This window comes from Brevibacillus sp. HB2.2, assembly GCF_013284275.1.
Taxonomy (GTDB): Bacteria; Bacillota; Bacilli; order Brevibacillales; family Brevibacillaceae; genus Brevibacillus; species Brevibacillus brevis_D.
This window is the reverse complement of the sequence record NZ_JABSUV010000061.1, coordinates 1-26,529: the sequence shown is the minus strand read 5'-3', so window position 1 is coordinate 26,529 and position 26,529 is coordinate 1. Positions and strand designations below refer to the sequence as shown.

The following is a 26,529-nucleotide window of genomic DNA, read 5'->3' as shown; positions in this document are numbered from 1 at the left end:
TATGAAGTCGTACAGTCAATCCCACAGCGGGTGGCCCTAGAATCTGAGCGTTTTCTCCTGGTTCCTCCCCACCACAACAGCTGGTCAAAGCACTATCTCGTTTTCACAAAGTGCAACTTGGGATTGCAGAACATGCTTACTTTTGGCATGATAATTAAAAAAAGTAAGGAGTGGAGCAAATGGCGTTGTTGTCTACCCCGTTTCAGTTTAAAGGACTTAGCTTGAAAAATCGGATTGTCATGCCGCCGATGTGCCAATACTCCGTGGATGCACACGATGGAACACCAACGGACTGGCATTTTGTTCATTACGTTTCTCGTGCAGTAGGCGGAACAGGTCTGATCATCGTGGAAATGACCGATGTCGAGCCGGATGGCAGAATTTCCAACGGCGATTTGGGCTTGTGGTCTGACGAGCAGACTCCGGCGTATGCGCGGATCGTCTCCGAGGTTCATAAGTATGGAGCCAAAATTGGCATACAAATTGCTCATGCGGGCCGCAAAGCGGAAGACGCAGAAGTGCCTGTATCATCGTCCACGATTGCTTTCCCAGGGGGTCGCTACAAAACGCCACGGGCTTTGACGACAGAAGAGGTCAAGCAAATGGTCGTTAAGTTCCAGGACTCAGCGAGACGTGCGGTGGAAGCAGGGTTTGATACCATTGAAATCCACGGTGCGCACGGATACCTGGTTCACCAGTTCCACTCTCCTTTGACAAATCAGCGAGATGATGAGTACGGGCGGGATAAAGCGCTGTTTGGCGTGGAAATTATTCAGGCAATCAAAGAGGTCATTCCAGCGGATATGCCGCTGATCATGCGCGTCTCAGCCGTAGAGTACGTAGATGGTGGATATGGGCTGGATTACAGCACGGAGCTGTGCCGACGTTACAAGGAAGCAGGCGTGGATATTTTCCATATATCCAGCGGCGGGGAAGGACCGATTGGTTCAGCAGGCCGCCCAGGTGTTCATCCTGGCTATCAAGTACCACTGGCACGCGCGATTAAGCAGGCACTGGATGTCCCAGTCATTGCAGTCGGCAACCTCGATGATCCACAAGTGGCGGAAGCGTCCATTGGCAATGGCGATACGGATTTGGTAGCAGTCGGCCGCGGTATGCTGCGTGATCCTTATTGGGCACTGCATGCGATTCATGAGCTGTCGGCGGATGAGCTGCAGGCACCGAAGCAATATTCAAGAGCGTTTTAATCAGGTAAAAGGGTGAGGGGCTTTCCTTTCGACTGTATCGTCGGGGGAGAGCCTTTTTTACTTTGAGCCCCTTGACACTTATTGGCAGTAGATTTAAGATGAATGTCAGTCAGTACTGACAATCACTTCCGGGGATGAGGATAGCAATGAGCAGCAGCAAAAGTCTTACAAGTAGCGAAAAACTGATGATAGCCGCAATAGATCTCATAGCGGAAAGAGGCTACAACGGCGTAACTACGCAAGAAATTGCCACTATGGCAGGATTGAGCGAGAAGACGTTATTTCGTCACTTCGGCAGCAAACGGAATTTGCTGGAGAGTGCCTTTGACCGTTTTCATTACACGGAAGGACTGACAAAGCTTTTCGCGGAGAAGCTTACGTGGAATTTGCGTGAGGATTTGCTTTTAATCAGCCGAACGTATCACGAAATGATGAACCGCAATCGGAAAATGATTTTGATTAGCATAAAGGATGAGGCTCATTTGCCCGGATTCCGTGAGCGGACCCAAAAGCACCCGCAACAGTTAATGGTACTTTTTACAGATTACTTCAAAGAGATGGGCAAAAAAGGCAAGATGATCCAAACGAATCCCGAGGCACAGGCGACTGCTTTTATGGTCATGAATTTCGGGGCGTTTTTGAACGATCTGGATGGCACTAGCAATTTTTCAGGGGTATCCCTAGATGCATTTATCGAAGAGAGTGTAGAGGTTTTCGCTAGGGGTTTGACTCCCTAGTTTTTTTACCACCCATATGTCAGTCAGTACTGACAGTCAAAGTGTGAATAACAAAGTGAAGGGAAAGATACGGCATGGAAGCGACAAAAACGCAGCAAAACAGGGACATATTAATCCGAATCTTGATGTTTACCTTGGTCATATCCTCCATGAGTGCCTTGGTGTTTAACATTGCACTCCCCCAAATTAGCAAAGAGTTTGGTTTGAGCATAGCTCAAGTGAGCTGGCTATCGACCGCATATGGATTGTTATACGCGATCGGAACCGTGACGTATGGCAAGCTGGCGGATCGATACAAGCTCAAGAATTTGCTGACGTATGGACTCTTGGTGTTTACAGCTGGTTCGTTTTTCGGTTTGGTCTCCGATTCCTTTGCGATGGCCCTCTTCGGAAGATGCTTGCAGGCAGTAGGGGCGGCTGTCATTCCGGCCACTGCGATGCTGATTCCTTTGCGATACTTCCCGCCCGAGAGCAGAGGTTCTGTTTTAGGCAGAACGGCAGTAGGATTGGCTCTTGGCGGTGCACTCGGTCCTGTGGTTGCGGCGTTAATCGTCAGCTTTGCCCATTGGCGTTGGCTGTTTTCCATCCCGCTCCTGATCTTGCTTACGCTGCCGTTCTACCGTAAATATTTGGAGGATGAAGAGATCGCGTCTGGTGGGAAGTTTGATTGGGTGGGTGGCTCTTTACTTGCGATCAGCGTGACGTCACTGCTTTTGGGAGTAACGAATGGATCCTGGTGGTTTGCATTGGGCAGCTTGGTTACTTTGCTTCTGTTCGTCGTACGAATTCGTTCGGTAGCTGATCCGTTTGTACAGCCGAAGGTTTTTGCCAACAAGCAGTATACAATCGGGATTATGATGGCATTTCTCATAAATGGAATGGGAATATCGCTTTATTACCTCAGTCCGCTGCTCTTGGCCCAGGTGCAGCAGCTATCGACGAGCTGGATTGGCTTTGTGATGGTTCCAGCGGCTATCGCTTCGGCATTGCTTGGTCGTGTGGGAGGGAAGCTCGCGGACAGGCGGGGGAATGCTTTTCTGTATTTCGTTGCGTCTAGCTTACTGATTGGCTGCTTTGGCTTGCTGTCTACTTTCACTAGCGCCTCGGTTATAGGCATTGCGCTCTTCTTAATACTGGGTAACGTGGGACAGTCTTTTATGCAAATCTCGATGGCGAACTCGATCTCGAGGACGTTGACGAAGGAGCAGGCGGGAGTAGGCATGGGAATTTTCTCGATGCTGAGCTTCATTTCCATGGGGATTGCCTCTGCGGTATACAGCAAGGTGATCGATCTTGGCGCGACTACCATTTGGAACCCGTTAAATTCTTATACGAGCGGCCTCATTTACAGCAACATTTATTGGATGATGACCCTGATGCACGTGTGTCTTATGGTCTTCTACTACTTTCAGTTCGGTAGGGCTAAGAGACAAAGCCATCTGGCGGCTAGCTGATTTTTTGTTCATTCAGGCTTAATATTATATGTAGTAGACTAAAACAAAAAAGGAAGGGGGTTCCTGTTCGGTGCGAGAGCTTTCGGCCATTCGTTTTACAGAGGGAGAGTCATTGTTCATCCAAATCTATCACTTTATCAAAGACGAAATATTGCGTAACGAAATTACGTATGAAGAGTTTCTCCCTTCGATCAGAAGCTGTGCGCAATCGCTTGCTGTCAGCAAAAACACGGTGGAAGTTGCTTATCAGCTACTGGTATCGGAAGGGTACGTCACTAGCATTCCGAAAAAAGGATATCAGGTGACGTACAAGGCAGGACTTCCTTTCAGGCAGCATGGAACAGAACGAGAAGACTCTCGTATAACACCGATTCGCTATGACTTTCGCTATGGCAACATCGAGTTGGGGACATTCCCTTTTCATCCGTGGAATAAGCTGCGCAACAAGCTCATTTCCAACCATCAGCGCACGTATATGGTGGAGGGGCTGGCTCAGGGAGAGTACGTCTTGCGAAAAGAACTCTCGAAATTGCTGTATGAAACAAGAGGAGTCCTCGCCACGCCGGAGCAGATCATTATTGGAGCCACCCCGCAACAGCTGGTGTCGATTGTCGTCCAGCTTCTGGACAGAGAGAAGCATGTGATTGGCGTAGAAAATCCGGGCTATGATGGTGCGAGAAATACGTTTCTCAACGGTGGCTACCGGGTACACGGCATTTCCTTGGACGCAGATGGTGTATCGATCGAAGAGCTGAGGCAAAGCGGGGCAAGTGTCATGTACGTGAGTCCTTCCCAGCAATTCATCAACAAAATGACGATGCCTTTGGAGAAAAGAAACCAATTGACTCTGTGGGCGCAATCCTTATCGCATTCTTATTTGGTGGAGGATGACTACGAATGGGAGTTCAAATATCAAGAGAGCTACATCCCTTCGATCCAGAGTCTGTCTCCCCAAAAGGTTGTTTACATTGGTCGGCTCTCCAAAGCATTGCTGCCGCTCATAAACGTCAGCTACGTCGTCCTTCCTTACGAGCTGTTATCGCGTTTTCACCAGCGCGTGCCTGAATACGATCAGCCTGTTTCCCGTTTGGACCAGTTGACGCTAGCGGCGTATTTGTCCGATGGCTATTGGCATAGGCATTTGCAGCACATGCGAAAAAACTACGGGGAGAAGCGAGAGGTGTTTCTTCAAGCAGTCGAGCGTTACATGGATGGACGTGTGGAAATAGAAGGGAAGGATACGGGGCTGCATGTATTTTTGACCGTAAAAAGTCAGTGTACGGAAGCGGAACTCATGGAACGTGCCTATCAAAAAGGCGTAAAAGTCTACGGAACTGCCCGATACTGGCTCCATGATACAAGGGAGCAGCCGACGGTATTGCTAGGGTACGGAGCATTGACCCCCGACGATATTCAGGAGGGCATTCGCTTGTTGGCTAGCGCTTGGTTCGAGTAACAGATCAGTTTCTGTCCCACTCATCTTGAACGATCTGTCCCTTTGGCCACGAATGGCTATCCATTACGATGGATAGGACAGCGATTAGAAAGGGTGGGGAAAAATGAAATTTATTTTTGATCTGGACGGGACGATCTGCTTCAAGGGTCAGCCGATCTCAACGAACATTTTGGATAGCCTGCTTGCACTCGAACAGGCGGGACATACTGTAGGTTTCGCCTCCGCAAGACCGTGCCGTGACATGCTGCCTGTCCTCGATGAGCGGTTTGCCAACCATCTCCTCATTGGCGCGAATGGAGCGATGACACATCACCGAGGGAGCTTGCAGGGCAGCATGCCAATCCCGGATCGTTTGGCGCATGAAATCATCAGCATTCTCGATGATTATCGCGCGCAGTATTTCATAGATGACTCGTGGAATTACGCACATAATTGTGTGTCGGCACATCCTTTTTTGAGCTATATCGATCCCAATCGGACAGCCAGCCGTGTGGACGTGGATCAACTGAATGCCGTGCTGAAAATCCTGATTTTATCGTGTGACCGCTATGAAGAATTGGTGGCGAGAATCAGGGAACTCGAAGTTACGCTGCATTACCATTCCGCAGAAGGTATTCTCGACCTTACTTATCGGGGAGTGAATAAATGGACTGCCCTGAATCGGTTCGATGTGGCAGGAGAGCCGTTCATCTGCTTTGGCAATGACATGAATGATTTGCCGCTGTTTGAAAAAGCGCATCATTCCGTATTGGTTGGCGAGTATGAACCGCTGCTTGCATTAGCGAATGAAAAAATCGCCATGGATGATCATGTGGAGCAATCCATTATCGCAAAATTGCGAGAGTTGGACGAGAGGTATGAGTTAGCTCTTCCGTAAAGGGAAAAGGAGGCTATTAAGGGATGAATCCATTACTGGAGAAGAGACATCAGGCACTGCGCGAAGCAGAGACCAAAGCTGAGTTTTTATTTACCACCATCGAAGAAAAGGGCATCATTCGTAGCGGTGTGACGGAAAAAGAGATCAACAAGGAAATTTACGAGCTGGCCTTTCAATTGTTCGGGATCAAAAAATATTGGCATAAGCGGATTGTGCGAGCAGGCAGAAACACGCTATATCCCTACAGAGAAAGCCCACCGAATTTGACTGTCGCTCCCGAAGATATTGTCTTTCTCGATTTCGGGCCCATTTTTGAGGACTGGGAAGCTGATCTCGGGCGGACGTATGTGCTTGGAAATGATCCGGTAAAACAAAAGCTGCGCGACGATATTGAAAAAGCGTGGGACGAGGGCAAGGCTTACTTTTTGTCCAAGTCGGATATTACGAGCAGCGAGCTGTTTGCCTACATGTGTGAGCTCGCCAAAGCATACGGTTGGGAGTACGGCGGTCCACACGCAGGACATCTCATCGGCGAATTCCCGCATGAAAAAATTCAAGGGGATGATATCGTCAATTATATTCACCCTGACAATCACAAGCCAATGAGAGAGCCGGACCATAACGGGCACCCGCGTGATTGGATTTTGGAGGTTCATTTTGTTGATCGGGAACGGGAAATCGGGGGATTTGTGGAGAAGCTGTTGACGGTGGAGTAAGGAAAGCGCTCATAGCGTTGAGTCGAAAAGCTAGCCGCTGGTTCGTCGGAAATCACGGCAACTCAGACATTCAAAAGTTCTGTTGATATCATGCTTGCATCTTGCCATGACGGATTGCCCTCCAGCATGGCTGTTTTCATTTATTTATGCTTTCATCACGTGGGAGCTTGATAAAAGAAGCGAGATGCTCCAGAACTGGAAAGAGAAAATCGAGGATGCTAGGTAAGGCTTGCGTATCACCGGACTGCGCACGTCTCAAAATGATGGAGAATGACTGATTTTGTGCGCCAATACATCCAAGTATTTCTTTTTGCATTTGTGTACCCCTTGTCGAGTCATATTTAGCTGCTTGGCCACCTCTTCTTCCGTAAGTCTGTCTATCACAATACTCTTAATGATGAATCGGGGTTTTTCGGGAATTTGCATGAGTAGCTCCTGCACGTATATGCTCGAGTCTATGGAATCTATTAAGTTATCGCCAAATACCTCCTCAATGATAGTGGTTTCCCGATTAAATCGAGTTTTAGCAGCGTATTGCATTCTCCAAGCAATTCGCTTAAGGATTCTTCTACAACGTTCTTTCAGCATTTCATCTTCCACTAAAATCACCTGCCATAATGTATTTATACTTCCAATTGAAACAGTCTTACATTCCCACTGAAATTTCTCGACTCTCATATACATAGGTAAAAAACGAGCACAAAAAGAAACCATAAATTGAAAAAATTACTATTTTTCTTTATACTCGAGACTGTCATGAAGTTAGAGGGAGGGATTACATGTGAAAAACAACTTGATGATTCCGATTGTTTGTTTCGTGGGTTTAGTTGCAGGATGTTCACAGCCAAGTCAACTATCACAGGAGCCTGCTTCCCAGCAGCAACAAATGGTTAAGCAAGAAGTGCCTCAGGGCTTTGTACCGTTGACATTGACAGAAGAAAATAAAACAAAAATAATGGCTGATGCAGAGAAATTTGGTATACAGAATATTTATGTCCCGCTATTTGTTAGAGAGGGTTTAACATTACAGGAGATTTCCGGTAGCGAGCAAACAAAACAGATTTCTCTCCGGTTCGAAAATGAGCAAGGTGATCAAACATTAGAAATTAGTTTATCCCCTCAAGAAGTTTTACTTGGGGGTGCCGTTATACAACAGCAAGAAACCAAACTCGATAACGGTACTCCTGCAAAATGGATTTCCTTCTCGAATCATAAGGAAAATGTTGAGGCAGCCGTCGCAGAATTATATTTTCAATTGAATAGCACCTATGTAGCTGTAAGTAATGACTCCAACCAATTTGAAAAGGAAGTCGAACAAATTGCTTCTGCTCTCCAGCTTCTAAAAAAATAATGTAAAAAAGTAGTTTCTATTTTTCCTATTTTTTTTCCTAGATAGGTGAAGGCGACAACTAGTCGACCATTCGAAAATCTAAGGAGGAAGAACAGGCATGGCAAAAGGAATTGATTACGCAGGAAAAAACAATTCAACGAAGAGCAACCTAGAAGCGATCAAACGGGCAGGGTATTCGTACATTGGTCGTTACTACGGAGAATCGAATTGGAAGAAGCTAACCCGGGAAGAAGCAAAATTGATTTCAAAAGCCGGATTGTACATCGTCGCGGTGTATCAAAATGGTGGTAGAGACAAAGGTGAATTTACCTATGCTAGCGGTAAGCAAGCTTGCGAGAGTGCTATTGAGCAAGCAGAGTCAGTGGGTCAACCGTACAACACCCCTATTTATTTTGCTGTTGATTTTGAAGCTGATTCCAAATCAGAGCTTGAAGCAGTTAAGGACTACTTCAGAGGGGTTAAATCCGCGATGGAAAAGTACGAGCGGATGAATGGAGATGCCTTTAAAGTCGGGTGTTATGGCAGCTACTATGTAGTGAAGCATATCGACGACGAAGTACCGGGAGTAAGCCATTTTTGGCAATGTAAGGCATGGAGTAAAGGCAAGGATTACAAATACCGCGACTTATATCAATATGACATCGACAAAGATTTGGAGTTAGATAATGGAAACACCATTCTGGTTGATTTCAACGAATCAGATGATAGCGCTGGTGGGTTTCAGGTATAACGGAAAAACAGAGGTCACCTATTCTAAGGTGGCCTCTGTTTTGTTGTGGAGAAAACTTTTTAACTTTTTTGGAAAAACGGTTTCTATTTGCCTCTGTTTTTTTCCTAGATAGGTGAAGCGACATTGACCGGTCAAAAAGTCGTTGATCAACTATCAAAAAGGGGAAATGAAGAATGGCTAAGTATGAACCTATTCCTACAAAAAGAGTGAAGATTGACGGAATTGTAGACACATATGTTGGGGTCAATCCCAATAATAGAGGGAATGAAAAAATCCTTGCTTTTATTGATGCTTTTAAAGCAGTAGCAGGAAGGACCAGTGACGCTTGCTACGGTTTGCCTGTTGAATTAATCCTTGCAATGTGGGGCGGGGAATCGGGGTGGTCTCAGTATGATACACAAGTTGAGAACCAGAACTGGTCGAATATGATGTATGTAGACTCGACCTACCCTGAAGGGAATATCGGTGAAGGGATAAGAGGGTGGGCGGCTTTTCCTGGCCGTTCAACTCACGGAGAAGCATTTGCAGATTTCTTACAAGGAAAGCGTTACTCCAAATTAATCGATTACTTGAAGGGCACAAATAATCCTAAGTCAGAAAAATGTGCACGTTATATTGCCGATGCAGGTTACGGCGGTACCAATCATGACAAATACTACGATGAAGTTATTGACTACCTGGAATCCGTTCGTAAGCGTCTCTAACCTGTTTTTCAAAAACAAGAAGCACCTCAAAACGGGTGCTTCTTGTTTTTTTACCGTATTTAGCCGAGAAGAGTCCAATGTACTCGTTTCGTCATAACCGTAGGGACTACGGGGATAGCCTAAGTGGCGGGAGCGTTCAAAGGCCTTTACTTAAATTGAGTTCTAAATCAATTTGCTTTTTTAACCATACCCCATAATCCTCCACTTGATAAATTTTCCATTCTTTTAGTTTCTGTGGGTTTTGAACGCCAACAAAGGCAGCATTAGGAGTGGTAGGTTCCAAGAAAAGCACGATGTCCTTTCTCGGGAATTCGTTGACTCCCACTTCTGGAATAAAGGGCTCTCTGACCAATCGAATATACGTATGGTCTTGCGCGCTTTCTCCCTCATCTAGACTTCCTTGGAGATAAGGTTGGCTCTCTTGTAAAAAAGGTAGCTCCTTCTCATCTTTTGTGCCTATCAGCTTGCCATCCCTCCGATAAGCAACGGTGTACAAATCCATCGAGTTTTCGAGAAGCCCATCGCAAATAGGGGAAACGCCCGAGACAAATATTTCCTTTCCTCTCTGGATGATAATTTTGCTTACTTCTGGATGTTTTTTTGGAGCCTCGGAATCAACAATCGGGGTGTTTTGCTGGTGTATTTCTTGACCTTGAGTGCTAACTCCGCATCCGGATAATAACCCAATACAAACAACACATAAAAATATTCGTTTCATAAGACCAGACCTCCGTCAAAACGATATTAAAGTGGGAATTATATTTCCCCTACCGATTCCATAAATCATTATACCTTTTAAGACGGTAATTTTTGGAAAAGGTTTCGTTTGTTTGTAATTGAAAATTATTAGCTGGAAAAGTAAGAAACCGCTGAGAGGAAAGCTACTTCTAGCCGAATTACAACCTACAACCACGATTCCTTCTGAAGCAAAAGCACGACCCTAAGGTCCTCTTCATCTGGGTTTTCACCAGCACTTAATACATCACCATGTTCCCCGTCTTTTTCATATGCTTCTCCGCCAGCTTCAACAACACGACAGTCGCCGTCACCAGCAGGAGCAAGACAGCGGCGAGAAGTCCCATACTCGGCAGCATTGCTTGTAATGTTGCCCCCTCCATCAGCAGCTCGCGAATCAACTGAAGCGCGTAGGTCAGGGGAAAGCAAAAGGAAATGACCTTGGCCCAAACCGGAAAGGCCATCGGGGGCAGACGGACACCAGAAAAGATTAGCATCGGCTCATCCAGGACGGTGTACAGAAAGCTCGCGTCGCGTGAAAACAGAAAGAGTACACAGAGAAAGCCGCCCCAGACGATGGCCGATACCAGCAAAATGAGGAAGGCGAGCGGAGGTGCCCACCAGCCGCTCAATTGAATGCCATCGACAAAAAACAAGGCTAACAGGACAAAACAAAAGAACAGCCAGACTCCCTCAATCAACGAGGAAAGCGAACGCCCATACAGAAAAGCGAGTCGGTTGACCGGACTGATGAAGATCATTTCCATGGTTCCCGCTTGCCGTTCAAAGCTCATTTGCCAGGAAGACTGCACCAGGCACCAATAAAAGATGTAGCCTAGATAGCCAGTCAACAGGAACAACGGCAACTGCTCGTAGCTGATGAACCGGGCTAGAGGGGAATCAGCTCCCATCCGGAACGGGGCAAACGAATAATACGCGGTCACGAAATTAATGACAGGCCAGACCAAGAGCGAGAAGTAGATCATTTTGCTGTGAAACGAATGGCGATGCTCCTTGATGATTTCTGCCAAAAGCAGGCTGCCCAGCTGTTTCATGCCCCCCTCCGATCTGCCATATGCAGGATGACGTCCTCCAATGATGGCTGTTGGGTGGAGAGATGCAAGACGGGGGATTGGTGAGCAGCCAAGAGGGAAAGCAGCGGAGTTGTCATATCCGTTTTTCCCCGTAATGTCACTTCCCAGGTCTGCTCGTCTGTTTCTGCGATTTCACGCGAGCCGTCGTAATCTTGAGCCAGCTGGCGCAGATCGTAATCGAGCGAGTCGGAGAGAGAGGGGATCACTACCTGTAAGGCTGTATCCAGGTGGAGCGATTTGATCAGGTGCTCCGGTGTATCATGCGCCACGAGTCTTCCTTTATCGATGATGTATACCTCGTCGCAAAGCTCTTCTACCTCATGAATGTAGTGGCTGGTCAACAGAATGGCTTTTCCATGCTGAGAAGCGAGCTCACTCACATGCTTGCGAAGCTGCCGGGCGATGGGGGCGTCCAAGCCGAGAGTCGGTTCGTCCAGGAACAGGTAACGCGGATCATTGATCAGGCCGCGGGCAATTTGCAGTCGTTGCTTCATACCTTTGGAATAGCGCTCGACAGGGGTGTTGGCAGCCTCATACAGACCAACCTGCCAGAGCAATGAATCGATCCGATTACGCAGTTCCTGCCCTTGCAAACCGTATAGACTTCCGAAATATTGCAGGTTTTCCCGCCCTGTCAGCCGCCAGTACAGCATGCGTTCTCCCCCTGCGATCATATTGACCTTGGCTTTGACGAACCGATCGTCTTTTACCGCGTCATATCCGTCTACCGTGATCGTGCCACTGGTTGGGGTGAGCAGTGTGGAGCACATCTTGATCGTTGTTGTTTTTCCTGCACCATTAATGCCTAACAATCCAATAATTTTGCCGGGTACCATGCGAAAAGACAGATCAGCAACTGCTTCGACCTCTGTCCATTGCTGGCGAAACCAGCCTTTTTTCTCCTTCACCCGGTATACCTTCCGTACATTCTCTGCGATCAGCATGATTATTGACCTCCTCGTTCGTTATCCGAAAATCGATTCCATAACGCGTTTTTCCATCCGACGTATGCCCCACACCCCCATGACGAGATAGACGAGGGATAAGGCTGCCATATGAAACAGCTGTGGGGAAACAGCATGCAGTGGCGCTCCTTGAATCACGCATTGCCGAAAAGCATCCAGTGCAGGTGCGAGCGGCATGATGAGACCGAGTGGTTGCACCCATTCAGGCAAATACGGAATCGGAAACGTCGCCCCACTGACAAAGGCCATCACAGCAAACAGCGTGTTTTGTGTGATGTACGTATCGCGGAACCACAGCATGAGACTGCCCAAAACGAGTGCCTGGCAAAAGAAAGCTCCTGTAGACAATATCCAGACTAGGACGGCGCTCCATACATTTGTTTGAGAGAGGGTGAGCCCAAACAACGCCCCTACCAGTAAAATCACCGAAAATTCAAACAAAGTACGCATGAGCTGTTGGGCGACATTTCCCAAAAAGTACCCTCTTCGCAAGGAAGGGGTGAGCAAAACGGCCTCCAAGGTCCCTTCCCGAAGCTCCGTAATGAGTGAGCGGCTGACATTCATCAAGGTAGAGACGGCAAACGCATAAAAAGCTCCGCCGAGGATGGCGTACGACAAGTAATCGGACGAGCCGGTGAGATGTGCGAAATTTTCGTCCAACTGCCCGGCAAATACATAGTGATAGGCGAAGAAGGCAAACAGCACCGTATACACCCCGGAAAAAATGTGGCCGATGACAAACGACCACGGATAGGCACGAAGCATTACGCGGGTATTGCGGATAAAGGTAGCTTTGGCGACATGAAACACGTTATTTCCTCCGTTCTGGGGGATGTGATGAAGCAGGTGGAGAGACATGTCCGGGAACAGGCATATCGATGAACTCATGCAGATCGACGGCGAGTTGTTCCAGCCGTGATGCAATCGCGCGGTAAAACACATACCGTCCCCGCCGTTCACTCCAGATAAAGCCTGTGTCTACCAACAGATTCAAGTGCTTGTTGACGGCAGGCTCACTGATGTTGTGCAGGTCAGCCAACTGCTGCGTGCAGTAAGGATGAGCCAATAATGATTTGAGAATCGCAGTCCGTGTCGGGTCGCTGAACACCTTCATTTTGCTGATGAAGTCAGCGGGAATCACCGAGGTGGCTCTGGTGCCGGGAACGTCTACGGATAAGCAAATAGAGATATGGTCGTCGTAAATGCCGAGCAACAAATGCGGCGCGACAAAAGTAGAGACACGTAAATGGACACGGGCCAGCTCCGAATAGCCAAATGTGTACGTTTTTGCCTTATGAAATTGCAAGAAGTTCTCGTGCACCTTCAAGCGCGGGTGAACCTGCGACAAAAACGGAATCGGGTCTAGCTTGATCTGCTCTTGTGCCTCATGTACGGCGCGGACGAGCCACGGTTCAATCCGCCGTTCTTCTGTCTGGAAAAAAGGCAGATAGTCGTAGCAAAACTCCAGAAAGCTTCGCTTAGTCGAGAGCGGATGGCGCAAAAGCTCCCGATGCTCTGGTTTCAGCTCTTCAAAAATCTCGTCTGTACGTCCTTGCATCCAAGCGTGAAGTTGTCTGGGATGATAGACGGGACCAATCATGAGCTGGGCAAACTCGCCAGCATCCAGCGCCTGTACACGCTCCAATGCGGCCTCAACAGAATGCTCAAAGCACTCCTCCCAAGGTGCCAGGAAGTCCATGGCATCGAGAAACTGATTGGACATGGAGCTAAAATAGTGAAGCTTTTTCAAGAGCGGCGCAGGTAAAGCAGTGAGCAACTCCTCCGCCCAATGCAAGCGGGAGGTGTGATGCTCTGGCTTTGCAAGCACGTGGAGACTTAAGAAAAACTCATAGCCGGGTATGTATGCGACATGAAGATGCTTACGCAGCCAGTCAGGCAAATCTTGCACGGAGCATCCTCCTTTCTCGTTCAATTAACCATTGGGTGAATCCATTTTGGGAGCGGGCAAAATTGAAGAAATTATGCCGGAGGGGCTTCCCGATGTCAAGAGAAAAAGAAAATAACCACGGCTAACGCATAGCACGTGGTTGTGGAGAGGTATTATGTCTCAGAGAAACGAGCGCCGAGCGTCTGCACGGCTTGCTGCATCGCTGTCAAATCCGCTTCGGGAAGCGCCTTTTCCTGATAGCGATATTGCTGATAGTAACGCGTGATGCGAGCGACTGCATCCAGCTGACCTGCATCTAGCAAGGGATGTTCCCGCAGGCGATTGAAAAACTCTTGGGGTGTCTCATGCAGCTCGATTGGCACTCCTTGCTTCTCCATGAGGACGAGGAATTGATAGTAGGCGTATCGGGTGGCATCATCCTCTGGGCCGACTGGCTGTTTGAACCATTTGGCAGAGCCATTTTCTACGCTTTCTTCACTGGAGGAGGGAGGAATAGTGGTCAATATGGTGTTTTGTGCAGCCGCCACTTCTTTTTCCAGCGTAATCGACCCCTTGAAGCGCCTTTTCCATATGTATCGGCCGAGCAGGATCACACAGGCGAGGATGAAGGCAATGATTAAGTACGGCTGCAGAATAGAAAAGAGTGATTCTCCGAGCTGTATTTGTACCACAGGATGATCCGCTTTTTGCCCTGTACTTTCCATGAGTACCTTCATGCCTGCCTGTTTTTGGTTCGCCTTCTCGTACAATTGCTCAAACAATTCCACAATGAAAATAAGCACAGGCTCAAAGAGCGTATACAGCCCATCGCTGACAGGCCCTTTTATCCAACTCCAGATCCAATAGATGAGACCAAGTATGATAGAGCTGACAGCCAAATAGCCTGCGATTAAAAGAAAACGTGTGCCGAGCACTTGACTGCCTAGTAGCAAGCTGATGCGAGCAGGTAGCCTCGTAGAGAGTGATCCTTCCCGCAGCACAAACGCCACAATCGCCACCAACATATAGCTGAGAGTGATGAAGACAAGCATGGAAAAAGAGGCTGCGAGTGTATAGGAACCTGGGTCAGCGATGGAGGTGTAGAGTACTGCTATCACGAGCTGCATGAGGCCCGCCATCAGCGCAAGAACAAATCTGCGTTGCAGACTGTCATGTCGATACCCTTTTGATGCAGCGCTTTGTACTCTCCAAAAATAAACAGCAGCCAGTACAAGCGCGATGAGCCAAGAATCGTAGAGATAGAAGCTGCCCATTCCGATGAATAACACAAGGGGATACAGCAACAGATGGAGCATAAATCGACCGCCACCACCATAGTACAACCAGCCCCCCACCATGAGGAGGGTCGCTGCGACTAGGCAAAACGTGAGCAGTTGACCAAAGCCTGCTGTCATATACCCAAACAATACCAGGAAAACGCCCGTCAGCATGGCCTCCAGCCAAAACGCGAGCGTCCAGCGGCCTATCAACGAGAGTGTCATCCCATCATCACGCTCCTTTTTTTCAGGCGAGCATGCTGGAAGCGCTGGATGATGACAGGGTCAGAAGAAACGTCCAGTACCGCAACCTGATGACCGCATTGAATAAGGCGCTCTGCAGAGGCTTGTACGGATGGGTCCATTCGTGGTGTCACAATGAGAATAGCTTCCTTCCCATGTGCTCCCTCTAACCGGCGAAGAACAGGCGCCAGTGGCGTTGTCACAAAATGGTGGATTTGCGCCAGCTGGGTCATGACGTGTATGTGGTGTGCCTTGCCACTTCCCGCAGCCAAATGAAAATGCTCACGTCCTCGTTGCTTCACGGTGAGGTACAGCTCGTATCCGACTGATTTTCTCCTGCACAGGCCAGCTAAAGCCGCAAGACAGGAGATCGTCCGTTCATTGGTGATATCGTTATACTTCTGCATCATGGGTTCATAGGAGGGCAGGATATGCCCGACGATTCGCCAGTTTGGGTGGGCTGTAAACTCGAAAAGACGCGTCTCGAGCGAGCCTGTTTTGGCGGTTGCCTTCCAATGGATGTGCTTGAAACGGTCGCCTGGCATGTACGACCGAATACCACGCTGAAAAGTGACATCATCCTGTTGGCGCTGACGAGAAAGCCGATTCCCGTCCGGCTCCGATTCAGCAAGTACGACGGGAGAAAGCGCAAGAGGCAGCGGATAGACCAGCAAGGAAAAGGAAACCGACAGTGTCATGGCGGTAGGCTCCTCGCCCAATAATGGCAATGTCTCAGATTGCACATCCGTCAGCCAGACTGTGCCTCGTTTGTTTGGGATGAGAGTCAAGGTGCGTGTGGCACTTTGCCGCATCGGTAGATCAAATCGCAGGCGAACGCTCGTCCGATGATTGAGGATTCGCACCTCGTCTGCACCTTCCACTGAAACATGCTCCGGCAGTGTGAAGCGAAGCCAGGTAGCAGGCAAAGGCAACCACGAACGATTGTGCAGGCGAACTGTAATGTGCACGGGTGTCCCTGACAGGACGCGGGTTTGATCACTGGACCATTCGAGCGACACCCATTTGGACATGGACTTGGCCCACCAGTCTTGTGCAGCGGGGAGAAAAAAGAAAAAGCCCCCAAACAGAAAGAAAAACCAATGCCCGGAAAAAACGGCGAAGAGCAGTAAGACAAAACCGATTACGTGAAAGGTTTGCTTGGTGATCATCGCGCTACACGCTTTCTTCGACGGGAGCGGGGACGCTGGTCAAGATTTGTTCCACGACTTCCTGCTCCGTCACGTGCAGCTCTGCTTCCATGGACAGGCGGATGCGGTGAGCTGCCAGACTTGGGAACACCACTTTTACATCATCCGGCAAGACATAAGTACGACCAGAAACGAACGCGTAAGCTTGGGCGGATCGCAGCAGGGCGAGCAAGGCGCGTGGACTGATGCCCACCTCAACCGAGCGATGCTGGCGAGTCGCTTCCGTCAGGTCGATGATATAGTCTTCCACCGGTTGGCTGACGTGAACAGTCGTTACCTCGCGTTGCAGAGCCGCAATTTGGTCGACAGTGATGACCGGCTCGACCGCCTCTAATGGGGAGCCGGTGCGAAATCTCCGCAAAATTTCCTTCGCATCCTCTCGTGTACCGTAGCCAAGAGACAGCTTGAAAAGGAAGCGGTCCAACTGTGCTTCCGGCAGCGGATAGGTCCCTTCCGATTCAATCGGATTTTGGGTAGCGATGACCAGCATGGTTGATGGGAGTGGCAAGGTGACGCCTTCAATCGTAACCTGGCGTTCCTCCATGCATTCCAGCAGCCCGGATTGAGTCCTGGGAGTGGCCCGGTTGATTTCATCTGCGAGCAAGACATCCGCAAAAACAGGTCCCTTTCGTAGTTCGAATTCACTTGCTCGTTGATTGAATACGTGAAGACCGACGACATCGGATGGCAGCAGATCCGCGGTGAATTGTAGGCGGTTGTAAGAGCCGCCAATCGCTTGCGCCAATGTTTTGGCAAGCACGGTTTTTCCCATTCCGGGCAAGTCCTCCAGCAGTACGTGACCACGGGCAAGCAAGGCCGTTACCAATAGACGGATCTGACTTTCCTTGCCCACGATGACGCTACTGATAGCATGCTGAAGGTTATCCAATGTCGGATGTATCATGAAAATTCTCCTTTTCTCATTCAAAATTGCGGAGTCATACGATTTTTATTATATATGGAATATCCTGTTAGTTACAAATTTTCGAAATAATAATCCCGTAAGCGCAGCGAGCACGATGACGGCCCCTACAGAGATGTAAAGAGGGCGAATCCCTACCTGATCGCTTAGCTGTCCGCCTAGCCAAATACCGACGGGCATCGTCGCACGCACGATGAGCAAGCGGACAGACAGTACACGCCCCATTAGCTCGGAAGGAACGTGAAGCTGATACAGGCTTGTGCTGTGTACCTGGAAAAAGGGAGCAAACAGACCAGCCAGTAGTTCGATGGTGATGGCAAGCCAGATGTCATGGGTAAAGCCTATTGCAACAAAGCTCAAGCCTCCTAGTACCAGTGACCCCAACATGATCAGGGGCTGTCCAAGGCTGCTACGGAAGCGAGGCACGAGCAATGAGCCGAAGAAATATCCCAACGGATAGCCAGCCAAAAACAAGCCTACATAAAACGAGGTGCCTTGCAGCTCGCCGGCTACAAAAGGCAGGTTTAGCACAAGTGTGACTCCGACAGCAAATTGGACGAGAGCCGAGTACAGACCGAGCCAGAGTAGAAGGGGCTTCTGCCAAAAAACCGCAAGACCAGCCTTAAACATGACGTACCACGACTGCTTCTTGTTGGCGGTATCCGCTGGGGCGAGTGGACAAAGAACCAGAAAGAAACCGCTGAGCGCATAGCTGATCGCGACCAATGCGAGTACAGACTCACCGCCGATACTCGCCACGAGAATCCCAGCCAATGGCGGACCTGTAATCAAGGCAATGCGCAGGACACTATCCAAATAGGCATTGGCTTGGAGGAGCTGCTCTCTTTTGACCAGAGCAGGGAGGAGCGACTGGCTGGCTGGCACATACAGCGGTTGAACGAGACCGTTGATTAAGGCTGTAAAATACAGCGGCCAGAGCGATTCTGTCCCGGAAGTAATGACCGCAAAGGACAAACAAAAGACAGCCGCTCGCATCCATTGAGAAAAAAGCATGACACGCTTCTTGTCGAATCGGTCGATGTACGGTCCGGCTACCAACTGAATGGCGAGCGACGGCACGAAATACAGCAGCCACATCTGTCCGACCGCACCTTGTGAGCCTGTTGCCTGATAGATTAACCAGCTATTGGCGAGGGTACCGAGTGAGGCGCCGAGTTCTGAAATGAGCTGACCGAAAACAATCCAGCGATAAGAACGCTGCTGCCAGACAGAGGCTTGTACAGCGGTTTGGCTCATGGGGTGCTCCTGTCCAGGAATTCATCCCATAACAGGGGTAGCTTGTCCAGCGTATGACGGCGGAGTCTGTAACGGGAGCCTGCTGTTTCAACTAGATGGGCAGACCGCAGCATGGATAGGTGATGGTGTACTGTCGATTTCGCCATTGAGAGTTGATCGGTTATCTCTTGCAGGCTCAGGTCTTTTTCCGCGAGCATTTTGACCATGCGTAGCCTGTGCTCATCTCCGAGTGCTTTTAAGGCTTGCACCAGTGATGGGGGTGGCTGATAAGGATCTACAGCATCGTGCAAATTTTCGTCGGCAACAGGGTAATAAAAAATCTTCGTACCGACAGCATCGGCCTGTACGGTCCACGGGCGGTAGATCGCTTGCGGAATCAGCAGTACGCGTGTCACGGCAGGCTCTGGGAGGTAGCTAGATCCCGTCGTATACTCCACAAAGGCTTCGGGGTTGAGCTTTCCTAGCTTGCTTTGTTTTTGCGACCAATCCCGTTCTAGCATGCGAACGATTTTTTCCTCATGTGGCTTGATGTGAGTGGTATACCAGCCTTCCATCAATCCGAGAATATGGCCCCGCAGCACTTCTCCATCAACGGAAGTAATATGTTCGATATACGATTCAAAAAAGAGATGTGCGCTGCACGCTTCCTGCAAAGCGGCGCAATCATCCTTGCTTCCTTGTGCAGCCTTCCGCCGTGCTTCCTGCCTATTTTCACCGAGATAAGGAAGGGCTTCGTATCGGAGTTGTTCGATTGAGAGCTCTCTGACATACGAGAGAAAGGAATCCAGATCAGCGAAAGGGCAAAGATCAAGTAGTTGCAAAAGCGTCTTCCACGTGTTGTGCTTCTTCGCATATTCGACCTCTTGCCGTACAGAAGGTGATAGCTCGTCCAACAGTTGATGCCAGTAGGCAGGAGGGTGCTCCATCGTGTGATGCAATTGGTCGTAGGTAGCGGCAGCGATTCCCAAGGCAGCTTCGAATAAAGGAGAATACGAGAGCTCAACCCGATAGGTTGTTCGTTCACTGCCAATGTTCAAAATCTTCATGTGATCATCCTTCCAGAATTTGTACATAATTATGTATTTTATAAAATACGAATTTTAAATTCAATATTTTTCGAACGAAATGAGAAAAGGAAAAGAAGAATCACAAATCTCTAGCCAAAGAGATCATGTGATTCTTCTTTCTGTAAAGATATAGTTAGCCGACCGTGGATAATTGCAACGCACGCTGTAGTGCTTGCTCCAGATCAGCGAGGATATCGTCGATCGCTTCTGTGCCGACTGAGAGACGTATAAGTCCCGGGGTCACTCCGGCTGCTGCCTGCTCCTCTTCTGTCATCTGCTGATGTGTTGTGCTCGCTGGATGAATGATAAGTGACTTGGAATCTCCGACATTTGCGAGATGGGAGAACAGCTTCACTGACTCGATTAATGTTTTTCCTGCCTCAACGCCACCGCGAATGCCAAAGGTCAGGATCGCGCCAGCACCTTTTGGCAAATATTTTTGGGCCAATTCACGCTGGGAGTCTGACTCCAATCCCGGATAACTCACCCACTCTACGGCAGAGTGATTGGCGAGAAACTGGGCTACTGCCAAGGCGTTCTGGCTATGCCGCTCGATGCGCAGATGCAGAGTTTCTAATCCTTGCAGGAACAAGAAGGAGTTAATCGGAGCGACTGCTGCTCCGATATCGCGCTGGAGCTGGACACGTGCCTTGATAATATAGGCAAGCGGACCGACTGCTTCTGTATAGACGACGCCATGGTAGCTTGGATCTGGAGTAGTCAGACCTGGGAATTTTCCGTTGTTCCAGTCGAATTTTCCTGAGTCTACGATGATACCGCCAATTGCTGTTCCGTGGCCGCCGATGAATTTGGTGGTGGAGTGCACGACGATATCAGCCCCGTGCTCAAAAGGACGGCACAAAATCGGAGTCGCAAAGGTGTTGTCCACGATCAACGGCACACCATTCTCGTGAGCGATATTGGCGATCGCCTCGATATCAGCGACATCAATACGCGGGTTGCCGATTGTCTCGCAAAACACGGCTTTTGTCTTTTCATTGATATAGGCCCGGAAATTTTCTGGATTGGATTGATCTGCAAAATGAACCTTGATACCGAGGCGGGGAAGAGTGTGGGCGAACAGGTTGTAGGTACCGCCGTAGAGGCTGCTGGAAGCGACAATCTCGTCACCCGCATGTGCAATATTTAAGATGGCGAATGTAATGGCAGCCTGCCCGGATGCGGTCGCGAGTGCACCAACACCACCTTCGAGCAGAGCAACACGCTTCTCGAATACATCCTGTGTGGGATTCATGATGCGTGTATAGATGTTCCCAAACTCTTTTAGGCCAAACAGGTTGGCTGCCTGCTCCGTATCGCGGAAAACATAGGAGGTCGTCTGATAGATCGGAACAGCACGTGAGCCTGTTACAGGGTCAACCTCCTGCCCACCGTGTACCGCAAGTGTTTCTGGCTTCCATTGTTGTTGATCGGACATGTCCATCTCTCCTTTTACTATAAGGGAATCAGCGAATAAAAAAACGGAGCATTCTCCTGAGAAGAAGAAGGCTCCGATCATGCACGGGCTTGTGTTCATCTCTCAGAATCACTGGATTCTGCAGGAATTGGCACCATGCAGCTAGTCTGCTGGTTGCCGGGCTTCGTAGGGCCTGTCCCTCCACCGCTCTTGATGAAAATAATTGTTGTCGTAATTGTATGAAAATAAATCCGTGCTGTCAATGTGGAATATACAGTTATCAGGGAGGTTTTTATGTATATATGAATGAAGGTGGCTTACTCATGCCATTAATTTGTAACGGTTTTGTCTCAAGCTGTTCACATCCCGTGTGGCTACTGCCGCAGCGAAATAGGAGATAATGGTAGAAAATAGGGAGCATCAATGCAGGGTGAAGCCAAGTGCTCCTCGCGTTAGAAAAGTAAAAAAGCGTGTGATATCATGGAGGTGGTTACAACTGATCTGATCGTACATATAGGAGGATAAATAGCGATGAGCCATGGAGTAAAGGAAATGACACCACAAGAGCTGTTGGAAAAGCTGGAAGCCAAAGAGGAACTGCAAGTCATTGATGTACGTGAAGTGGATGAGTGGAATGCAGGTCACATTAAAGAGGCAAAGCTGATCCCACTTGGCTTTTTGCCACATCGTATCGATGAGCTGGATAAGAACATTCCGATTGTGATGGTTTGCCGCAGTGGTGCCAGAAGCAATACAGCTACAGAGTATTTGAGTGCACAAGGGTATGACGTGGCGAATATGGTTGGCGGCATGCTCGCATGGCCAGGTGAAGTGGAACAATAAACGAGATAGAAACAGTGTGAATGCCTCCCGTGTGTAATCAGGAGGCATCACACATGGGACAAGCAGGGAGGAAGCAACCGATGAGTGAAGGAGCACAATTGCAGCAGGAATCTGCAATGAAGAAACATTGGTTTCCTGTGTTAGCTGGTATTATCATTTTAGCTATCGTCGGAGTATTTGGTTATAATTACATGACAAAAGAGAAGATCGAGGTATTGAAGCCGATTGCAGACTTCACCTTAGACAACAGTGACGGAACAACCTATACATTTCATTCAAGTGCTGGCAAGGTACGACTGGTAGAGTTTATGTTTACCAAGTGCCCGGATATTTGTCCGGCGACTACGTTTAACATGGCCAAGCTGCAAGATCAGTTGAAGGAAAAGGGACTGTTCGGAGACAAAGTGGAGTTTGTTTCCATTTCCTTTGACCCTGATAACGATACACCGGAAGTCTTGCAGGAGTATGCAGCCAAGTTCAAGGCAGATCAGAGTGGCTGGAAGTTCCTGCGTGGGGACGCTCAGGCTGTAGAGAAAGTAACGAAGGATTTTGGTCTGATGGTCATTAAGGAGCCAGATGGTTCTTATTCCCACACGGCTCGCATGTTCCTTGTGGATGGAGAGGGAAACATGCGTCGCGCGTACGGGATGGCAGCTAACATGGAACTGGAAGTCATGATGAAAGAGATGGTACAGCTCGCTGACTAGCGGGTCTCCTCATAGAAGATGTTTACGACCTCTTCTGTTTGATTCACGAATTCAATATGAACGAGTAACGCCCACCTGCGATTGCTTTCTTGAAGCAAGAGCTTAAACGTCTCTTCTGACGTGGTGGGCGTTTTTTGTTTTCGTCCGACATGCAGGTAATCCACAATTTGAGCGTTTGGATATCGCTTCATCGTTTCCTGCATCGCGAGCCTGCCCCATTTTGCATAGGGAGGCTGGGCATAGGTAGGGAACGGCTGAAAGATGAGCAGGAAAAGGACGGTGGAGAGAAGGGGCATCATGTTCCGATAGCGAAATAGGCGACGAGCTGTTTGCACTTGCTATTCCCTCTCTTTTTCGAATGATTTGCCATGTATTTTGAAGACTTTTCGGAATATCATTCGTAGAAAATAATGACAATGAAGTGCGGGAGGTTTTCGATGCATTACTTGCTCATTCCCTTATTTGGCGTTCCTGTTTTGGTGGGGGTTCTTACGGCGATTTTTCAAAAGCCTCCTTTCTGGAAAAAATGGGGGCTGACGATTGCTTCAGTCGTATTGATTTACGGAGGCTGCTTTGCCGCGAATGTATATTGGCAAGTGAAGTATGGCATTCCGGTGTTACCTACGGAGTCTGATTTGGAGGTCTTTTTATACTTTTGTATCCTGTTAGTGTTTGTTTGTATTCTCCTGTATATTGGCTTTTTGATCACGATGAGAAAACAGTTTTGGAAGATGAACCTCGTTTTTCTATGCACAGCTTTTGGTTTGTTTAGTTTTTTTGCTGCTGCCTTTTTAGGGATGGGTCCCTTTTTGAAGAAAGCGGAGTACGTGATCGTCGTACAAAAAGCAAAAGACCAGTGGAAAGAGTCCAAGATGGACAACGAGAAGCCTATTGATCTCGCCCTCGTATACAGCAGACAAGAGTGTACCAAAAATTGTGTCGGGTATCCGTATTCAAGTCTCATCCTGGTACGAAATCAGTCGGACCAGCCGGTGGAGATCGATCTAAAGCTGCGATTGAAAAACAAAAGCGGCAACGTATTAAAAGAGGTCGAGGCCATACCGTTAAAGCTCGCTTCAGGAGAAATAACGGAGGTATGGACGGGCGATTCTTATGCGAAGCACGATTTCTGGGCGAGAGCTAGTGCCGTTACCGATGAACGAGTTGCCGATTTGGAGTATCAGTATTCGATTATTGACCGAAGATGAATGTGTGGAATAGACAAGACTGGGTGAAACGAACGTCTTACGTTGTGATATAATAAGAATGGCATGCTTGGTTCGGATTCCCATAATCATGCACGACGATGTTAGGAGGAAAGAGATTGAGCGACGTTAAGATTTTCGCGATGGGCGGCCTCGGCGAGATCGGAAAAAATATGTACTGCGTCGAGTATGAGGACGAAATCATCATCATTGACTGCGGGGTGAAATTCCCCGAGAATGAAATGTTTGGTATTGATCTGGTTATCCCGGATATTTCTTATCTGAAGGATAACCAGCACAAGATCAAAGCACTTTTGTTAACGCACGGACATGAGGATCACATTGGTGCGATTCCTTATATTTTACGGCAAATTAAGGTGCCGATCTACGGTGGTCGTCTGACCCTGGGCTTGGTCAAGGCGAAGCTGGAAGAGCACCGTTTGCAAAATGAAGTGAAGCTGATTCCAATTTCGGAAGATACGGAAATTCCTTTTGCCAAGCTGAAGGCGACATTCTTCCGTACGAACCACAGTATTCCGGATTCCCTGGGAGTTGTGCTCTATACACCAGAGGGAATGGTCATTCACACGGGTGACTTCAAGTTTGACATGACACCAGTCGGACAAACAACAGAGTACGGAAAAATTGCACGCATTGGTGCGAGTGGAGACGTCTTGGCGCTTTTGTCCGACAGTACGAACAGTGAGCGTCCTGGATTTACGATGTCGGAGAGAACGGTAGGGGAAGGGATTCTCGATGTGGTACGCAAAGCGCGTGGACGCATCATCCTGGCTACCTTTGCTTCCAACGTGCATCGCCTGCAACAGGTGGTAGACGCTGCCGAGCAGTGCAATCGCAAAGTGGCGGTTATTGGCCGCAGTATGGAAAAGGTTTTCTTGATTGGACAAGAGCTGGGTTACATCCAAATGCCAGAGGGCATGTTGATTGATATTAAGCACATCGACAACTACGCGGACAACCAAGTGCTTATTATTTGCACGGGTAGTCAAGGTGAGCCGATGGCAGCGTTGACCCGAATTGCTTCCGGATCGCACCGTACTGTTTCCATTTATCCAGAAGATACGGTTATCATTTCCGCATCCCCGATTCCTGGGAACACAATCAACGTCAGTCGCACGATAGACAAGCTGTACCGTGCAGGTGCCAACGTAGTATTGAGTCATGCGTTTGACATCCACGCATCTGGACATGGCAGCAGTGAAGAATTGAAGCTCATGCTCAACTTCATTCGTCCGAAATATTTCATCCCGATTCACGGGGAATACCGGATGCTCAAGACTCACTCCAAGCTGGCCCAACAGGTTGGGATCGAGGAGAGCAACATCTTTATTATGGACAACGGCGAAGTGCTGAATTGCAACCGCGAAAAAGCGTGGCTCAGCAAAGTACAAGCAGGGATTGTCCTCATTGATGGAAGTGGTGTTGGCGACGTCGGCAATATCGTTCTGCGCGATCGCAAGCATTTGGCAGAGGATGGCTTGATGGTTGTAGTTGTCAGCCTGGATATGAAGAACTTCAAAATTTTGACGGGCCCAGATATCGTGAGCCGCGGGTTCGTATACGTACGCGGTTCGGAATCCTTGATTCAGGAAGCGACACAGCTCGTTCGTGGGCGTCTGCAAGAAGCATTGGATAAGAAAATCAAGGAATGGTCTGAGCTGAAGTCACAGATTAATGAAGTGATCAAGCCGTTCATTTATGAAAAAACAGGCCGTAACCCAATGATTCTTACCATTTTGATGGAAGTGTAGCTTCTGCTTTCTCGGGTAGGCGCAGTCGGGGTATAATAATAAGTAAGTTGAACACGTGATACAAAGGAGAGATTGCCCAATGATGTCTTATGAAGCATATATGAGCCAAGTAATTCAACCGATGCGCGATGAGTTGACTCGCAACGGTTTTCAAGAGCTTCGCACTGCTGAAGAAGTAGAGCAAGCACTGCCAAATGCAAAAGGCCTGACACTTGTTGTCGTGAACTCGGTTTGTGGCTGTGCAGCAGGACTCGCTCGTCCAGCAGTTGTACATTCCTTGAATCACGCTACAAAGCCGGATAACATCTTCACGGTATTCGCAGGTCAAGACAAGGAAGCGACAGCAAAAGCTCGTGAGTATTTCGAAGGCTATGCACCGTCTTCTCCATCCTTCGCGATCATGAAAGACGGCAAAATCATGACCATGATCGAGCGTCATCAAATCGAGAACAACGAACTGGCAACAATCGCTGGCTTGTTGACCAACGCTTACGACACTTACAAATAAGAAAGTACGAAACATCACGAGGCGCCCGGTAACGGGCGTCTTTTTTTACAGACTTGAAACGGGGCTGTAGTGAAGAGAAGAATATTTCCAGTCTAGGCTCCAGGCTCCGTCCATCTGAGGGTTAAGACTGTCCGCTCCGAAGGGATTCGCCGGGAAACGCAAAAGTGGTAGCCGCTACGCCGTATGGA

At 48.6% G+C, this 26,529-nt stretch carries 27 protein-coding genes and 1 riboswitch; of the genes, 14 read left to right on the top strand and 13 right to left on the bottom strand.

The features are described 5' to 3' along the window. Positions 1 to 179 precede the first annotated feature (179 nt). From HP401_RS28165 to HP401_RS28140, 6 genes are all read left to right on the top strand, one after another. Complete coding sequence (locus HP401_RS28165) at positions 180 to 1,208, top strand: NADH:flavin oxidoreductase/NADH oxidase (RefSeq protein ID WP_173607431.1); 1,029 nt, start codon at positions 180 to 182, stop codon at positions 1,206 to 1,208. Between the two features lie 146 nt (positions 1,209 to 1,354). Further along, positions 1,355 to 1,945: a TetR/AcrR family transcriptional regulator gene (locus HP401_RS28160; RefSeq protein ID WP_231850547.1), complete on the top strand. Its 591-nt coding sequence runs from the start codon at positions 1,355 to 1,357 to the stop codon at positions 1,943 to 1,945. A 74-nt stretch (positions 1,946 to 2,019) separates the two neighbouring features. After that, positions 2,020 to 3,399, top strand: coding sequence for an MFS transporter (locus HP401_RS28155; RefSeq protein ID WP_173607430.1), 1,380 nt, complete (start codon positions 2,020 to 2,022; stop codon positions 3,397 to 3,399). A gap of 70 nt (positions 3,400 to 3,469) precedes the next feature. Then, complete coding sequence (gene pdxR, locus HP401_RS28150) at positions 3,470 to 4,855, top strand: MocR-like pyridoxine biosynthesis transcription factor PdxR (RefSeq protein WP_173607429.1); 1,386 nt, start codon at positions 3,470 to 3,472, stop codon at positions 4,853 to 4,855. Positions 4,856 to 4,958: 103 nt separating this feature from the next. Beyond that, on the top strand, positions 4,959 to 5,732 hold the full coding sequence (locus tag HP401_RS28145) for an HAD-IIB family hydrolase (RefSeq protein ID WP_173607428.1): 774 nt from the start codon (positions 4,959 to 4,961) through the stop codon (positions 5,730 to 5,732). A 23-nt stretch (positions 5,733 to 5,755) separates the two neighbouring features. Continuing rightward, positions 5,756 to 6,448 (top strand): M24 family metallopeptidase, encoded by a 693-nt coding sequence (locus HP401_RS28140; RefSeq protein WP_173607427.1) that lies wholly within the window; start codon positions 5,756 to 5,758, stop codon positions 6,446 to 6,448. Positions 6,449 to 6,584: 136 nt separating this feature from the next. Here HP401_RS28140 and HP401_RS28135 read toward each other — a convergent pair whose 3' ends face one another. Next, positions 6,585 to 6,764: a hypothetical protein gene (locus HP401_RS28135; RefSeq protein ID WP_173607426.1), complete on the bottom strand. Its 180-nt coding sequence runs from the start codon at positions 6,762 to 6,764 to the stop codon at positions 6,585 to 6,587. A 465-nt stretch (positions 6,765 to 7,229) separates the two neighbouring features. On the opposite strand from HP401_RS28135, the gene HP401_RS28130 reads away from it, so the two are divergent. From HP401_RS28130 to HP401_RS28120, 3 genes are all read left to right on the top strand, one after another. Further along, the gene (locus HP401_RS28130; RefSeq protein WP_173607425.1) at positions 7,230 to 7,799 is read left to right on the top strand and encodes a hypothetical protein; all 570 of its coding nucleotides are present in this window, start codon (positions 7,230 to 7,232) and stop codon (positions 7,797 to 7,799) included. 97 nt (positions 7,800 to 7,896) lie between these two features. Further along, complete coding sequence (locus HP401_RS28125; RefSeq protein WP_173607424.1) at positions 7,897 to 8,529, top strand: DUF1906 domain-containing protein; 633 nt, start codon at positions 7,897 to 7,899, stop codon at positions 8,527 to 8,529. A 173-nt stretch (positions 8,530 to 8,702) separates the two neighbouring features. Next, entirely contained in the window at positions 8,703 to 9,233 is a 531-nt protein-coding gene (locus HP401_RS28120) for a glucosaminidase domain-containing protein (RefSeq protein ID WP_172142799.1), read from the top strand. Between the two features lie 136 nt (positions 9,234 to 9,369). Here the strand turns inward: HP401_RS28120 and HP401_RS28115 are convergent, their stop codons facing one another. From HP401_RS28115 to HP401_RS28065, 11 genes are all read right to left on the bottom strand, one after another. After that, positions 9,370 to 9,951, bottom strand: a complete 582-nt coding sequence (locus HP401_RS28115) for a hypothetical protein (protein ID WP_173607423.1) — start codon at positions 9,949 to 9,951, stop codon at positions 9,370 to 9,372. A 256-nt stretch (positions 9,952 to 10,207) separates the two neighbouring features. Then, positions 10,208 to 11,023: an ABC transporter permease gene (locus HP401_RS28110; protein ID WP_173607422.1), complete on the bottom strand. Its 816-nt coding sequence runs from the start codon at positions 11,021 to 11,023 to the stop codon at positions 10,208 to 10,210. Then, positions 11,020 to 12,006 carry an ABC transporter ATP-binding protein gene (locus tag HP401_RS28105; protein ID WP_173607421.1) on the bottom strand — a complete coding sequence of 329 codons (987 nt, stop codon included), beginning with the start codon at positions 12,004 to 12,006 and terminating at the stop codon, positions 11,020 to 11,022. The genes HP401_RS28110 and HP401_RS28105 overlap by 4 nt, the downstream gene beginning before the upstream one ends. A gap of 21 nt (positions 12,007 to 12,027) precedes the next feature. Further along, a complete protein-coding gene (locus tag HP401_RS28100) occupies positions 12,028 to 12,837 on the bottom strand; it encodes an ABC transporter permease (protein WP_173607420.1) in 810 nt (269 codons plus the stop codon). Position 12,838: 1 nt separating this feature from the next. Then, positions 12,839 to 13,936 (bottom strand): ArsR/SmtB family transcription factor, encoded by a 1,098-nt coding sequence (locus HP401_RS28095; RefSeq protein ID WP_173607419.1) that lies wholly within the window; start codon positions 13,934 to 13,936, stop codon positions 12,839 to 12,841. 152 nt (positions 13,937 to 14,088) lie between these two features. Further along, a complete protein-coding gene (locus tag HP401_RS28090; RefSeq protein ID WP_173607418.1) occupies positions 14,089 to 15,417 on the bottom strand; it encodes a DUF4129 domain-containing protein in 1,329 nt (442 codons plus the stop codon). Then, entirely contained in the window at positions 15,414 to 16,604 is a 1,191-nt protein-coding gene (locus tag HP401_RS28085; RefSeq protein ID WP_173607417.1) for a DUF58 domain-containing protein, read from the bottom strand. The genes HP401_RS28090 and HP401_RS28085 overlap by 4 nt, the downstream gene beginning before the upstream one ends. Positions 16,605 to 16,608: 4 nt before the next feature. Further along, positions 16,609 to 17,547 carry an AAA family ATPase gene (locus tag HP401_RS28080; protein ID WP_173607416.1) on the bottom strand — a complete coding sequence of 313 codons (939 nt, stop codon included), beginning with the start codon at positions 17,545 to 17,547 and terminating at the stop codon, positions 16,609 to 16,611. 48 nt (positions 17,548 to 17,595) lie between these two features. Then, entirely contained in the window at positions 17,596 to 18,822 is a 1,227-nt protein-coding gene (locus tag HP401_RS28075; RefSeq protein ID WP_173607415.1) for an MFS transporter, read from the bottom strand. After that, positions 18,819 to 19,868: an ArsR/SmtB family transcription factor gene (locus HP401_RS28070; RefSeq protein ID WP_173607414.1), complete on the bottom strand. Its 1,050-nt coding sequence runs from the start codon at positions 19,866 to 19,868 to the stop codon at positions 18,819 to 18,821. Before HP401_RS28070 ends, HP401_RS28075 begins: the two co-directional genes overlap by 4 nt. 154 nt (positions 19,869 to 20,022) lie before the next feature. Further along, positions 20,023 to 21,327, bottom strand: coding sequence for a homocysteine synthase (locus HP401_RS28065; protein WP_173607413.1), 1,305 nt, complete (start codon positions 21,325 to 21,327; stop codon positions 20,023 to 20,025). Between the two features lie 92 nt (positions 21,328 to 21,419). After that, positions 21,420 to 21,526, bottom strand: a riboswitch (SAM riboswitch). A gap of 311 nt (positions 21,527 to 21,837) precedes the next feature. Here HP401_RS28065 and HP401_RS28060 point away from each other — a divergent pair. Then, complete coding sequence (locus HP401_RS28060; RefSeq protein WP_007721173.1) at positions 21,838 to 22,149, top strand: rhodanese-like domain-containing protein; 312 nt, start codon at positions 21,838 to 21,840, stop codon at positions 22,147 to 22,149. A gap of 53 nt (positions 22,150 to 22,202) precedes the next feature. After that, positions 22,203 to 22,856 carry an SCO family protein gene (locus tag HP401_RS28055; protein ID WP_172142786.1) on the top strand — a complete coding sequence of 218 codons (654 nt, stop codon included), beginning with the start codon at positions 22,203 to 22,205 and terminating at the stop codon, positions 22,854 to 22,856. Here HP401_RS28055 and HP401_RS28050 read toward each other — a convergent pair. After that, a complete protein-coding gene (locus HP401_RS28050) occupies positions 22,853 to 23,191 on the bottom strand; it encodes a YqzG/YhdC family protein (RefSeq protein ID WP_064202600.1) in 339 nt (112 codons plus the stop codon). The two genes, HP401_RS28055 and HP401_RS28050, sit on opposite strands and share 4 nt — an antisense overlap. 102 nt (positions 23,192 to 23,293) lie before the next feature. Between HP401_RS28050 and HP401_RS28045 the strand changes: the two genes are divergently transcribed. The 3 genes from HP401_RS28045 (at position 23,294) to HP401_RS28035 (ending at position 26,341) form a co-directional block, all read left to right on the top strand. Beyond that, positions 23,294 to 24,064 (top strand): hypothetical protein, encoded by a 771-nt coding sequence (locus HP401_RS28045; RefSeq protein WP_173607412.1) that lies wholly within the window; start codon positions 23,294 to 23,296, stop codon positions 24,062 to 24,064. Between the two features lie 98 nt (positions 24,065 to 24,162). Continuing rightward, entirely contained in the window at positions 24,163 to 25,833 is a 1,671-nt protein-coding gene (gene rnjA, locus HP401_RS28040; protein WP_012684200.1) for a ribonuclease J1, read from the top strand. Positions 25,834 to 25,912: 79 nt separating this feature from the next. After that, on the top strand, positions 25,913 to 26,341 hold the full coding sequence (locus tag HP401_RS28035; RefSeq protein WP_012684201.1) for a BrxA/BrxB family bacilliredoxin: 429 nt from the start codon (positions 25,913 to 25,915) through the stop codon (positions 26,339 to 26,341). Positions 26,342 to 26,529 lie beyond the last annotated feature (188 nt).

Excerpts from the sequence above, each read along its gene's own strand:
- HP401_RS28165 (WP_173607431.1), top strand. The coding sequence starts at position 180 with ATGGCGTTGTTGTCTACCCCGTTTCAGTTTAAAGGACTTAGCTTGAAA.
- HP401_RS28160 (WP_231850547.1), top strand. The coding sequence starts at position 1,355 with ATGAGCAGCAGCAAAAGTCTTACAAGTAGCGAAAAACTGATGATAGCC.
- HP401_RS28155 (WP_173607430.1), top strand. The coding sequence starts at position 2,020 with ATGGAAGCGACAAAAACGCAGCAAAACAGGGACATATTAATCCGAATC.
- HP401_RS28145 (WP_173607428.1), top strand. The coding sequence starts at position 4,959 with ATGAAATTTATTTTTGATCTGGACGGGACGATCTGCTTCAAGGGTCAG.
- HP401_RS28140 (WP_173607427.1), top strand. The coding sequence starts at position 5,756 with ATGAATCCATTACTGGAGAAGAGACATCAGGCACTGCGCGAAGCAGAG.
- HP401_RS28135 (WP_173607426.1), bottom strand. The coding sequence starts at position 6,764 with ATGCAAAAAGAAATACTTGGATGTATTGGCGCACAAAATCAGTCATTC.
- HP401_RS28125 (WP_173607424.1), top strand. The coding sequence starts at position 7,897 with ATGGCAAAAGGAATTGATTACGCAGGAAAAAACAATTCAACGAAGAGC.
- HP401_RS28120 (WP_172142799.1), top strand. The coding sequence starts at position 8,703 with ATGGCTAAGTATGAACCTATTCCTACAAAAAGAGTGAAGATTGACGGA.
- HP401_RS28115 (WP_173607423.1), bottom strand. The coding sequence starts at position 9,951 with ATGAAACGAATATTTTTATGTGTTGTTTGTATTGGGTTATTATCCGGA.
- HP401_RS28110 (WP_173607422.1), bottom strand. The coding sequence starts at position 11,023 with ATGAAACAGCTGGGCAGCCTGCTTTTGGCAGAAATCATCAAGGAGCAT.
- HP401_RS28105 (WP_173607421.1), bottom strand. The coding sequence starts at position 12,006 with ATGCTGATCGCAGAGAATGTACGGAAGGTATACCGGGTGAAGGAGAAA.
- HP401_RS28090 (WP_173607418.1), bottom strand. The coding sequence starts at position 15,417 with ATGACACTCTCGTTGATAGGCCGCTGGACGCTCGCGTTTTGGCTGGAG.
- HP401_RS28085 (WP_173607417.1), bottom strand. The coding sequence starts at position 16,604 with ATGATCACCAAGCAAACCTTTCACGTAATCGGTTTTGTCTTACTGCTC.
- HP401_RS28080 (WP_173607416.1), bottom strand. The coding sequence starts at position 17,547 with ATGATACATCCGACATTGGATAACCTTCAGCATGCTATCAGTAGCGTC.
- HP401_RS28075 (WP_173607415.1), bottom strand. The coding sequence starts at position 18,822 with ATGAGCCAAACCGCTGTACAAGCCTCTGTCTGGCAGCAGCGTTCTTAT.
- HP401_RS28070 (WP_173607414.1), bottom strand. The coding sequence starts at position 19,868 with ATGAAGATTTTGAACATTGGCAGTGAACGAACAACCTATCGGGTTGAG.
- HP401_RS28065 (WP_173607413.1), bottom strand. The coding sequence starts at position 21,327 with ATGTCCGATCAACAACAATGGAAGCCAGAAACACTTGCGGTACACGGT.
- HP401_RS28060 (WP_007721173.1), top strand. The coding sequence starts at position 21,838 with ATGAGCCATGGAGTAAAGGAAATGACACCACAAGAGCTGTTGGAAAAG.
- HP401_RS28055 (WP_172142786.1), top strand. The coding sequence starts at position 22,203 with ATGGGACAAGCAGGGAGGAAGCAACCGATGAGTGAAGGAGCACAATTG.
- HP401_RS28045 (WP_173607412.1), top strand. The coding sequence starts at position 23,294 with ATGCATTACTTGCTCATTCCCTTATTTGGCGTTCCTGTTTTGGTGGGG.
- rnjA (WP_012684200.1), top strand. The coding sequence starts at position 24,163 with ATGTTAGGAGGAAAGAGATTGAGCGACGTTAAGATTTTCGCGATGGGC.
- HP401_RS28035 (WP_012684201.1), top strand. The coding sequence starts at position 25,913 with ATGATGTCTTATGAAGCATATATGAGCCAAGTAATTCAACCGATGCGC.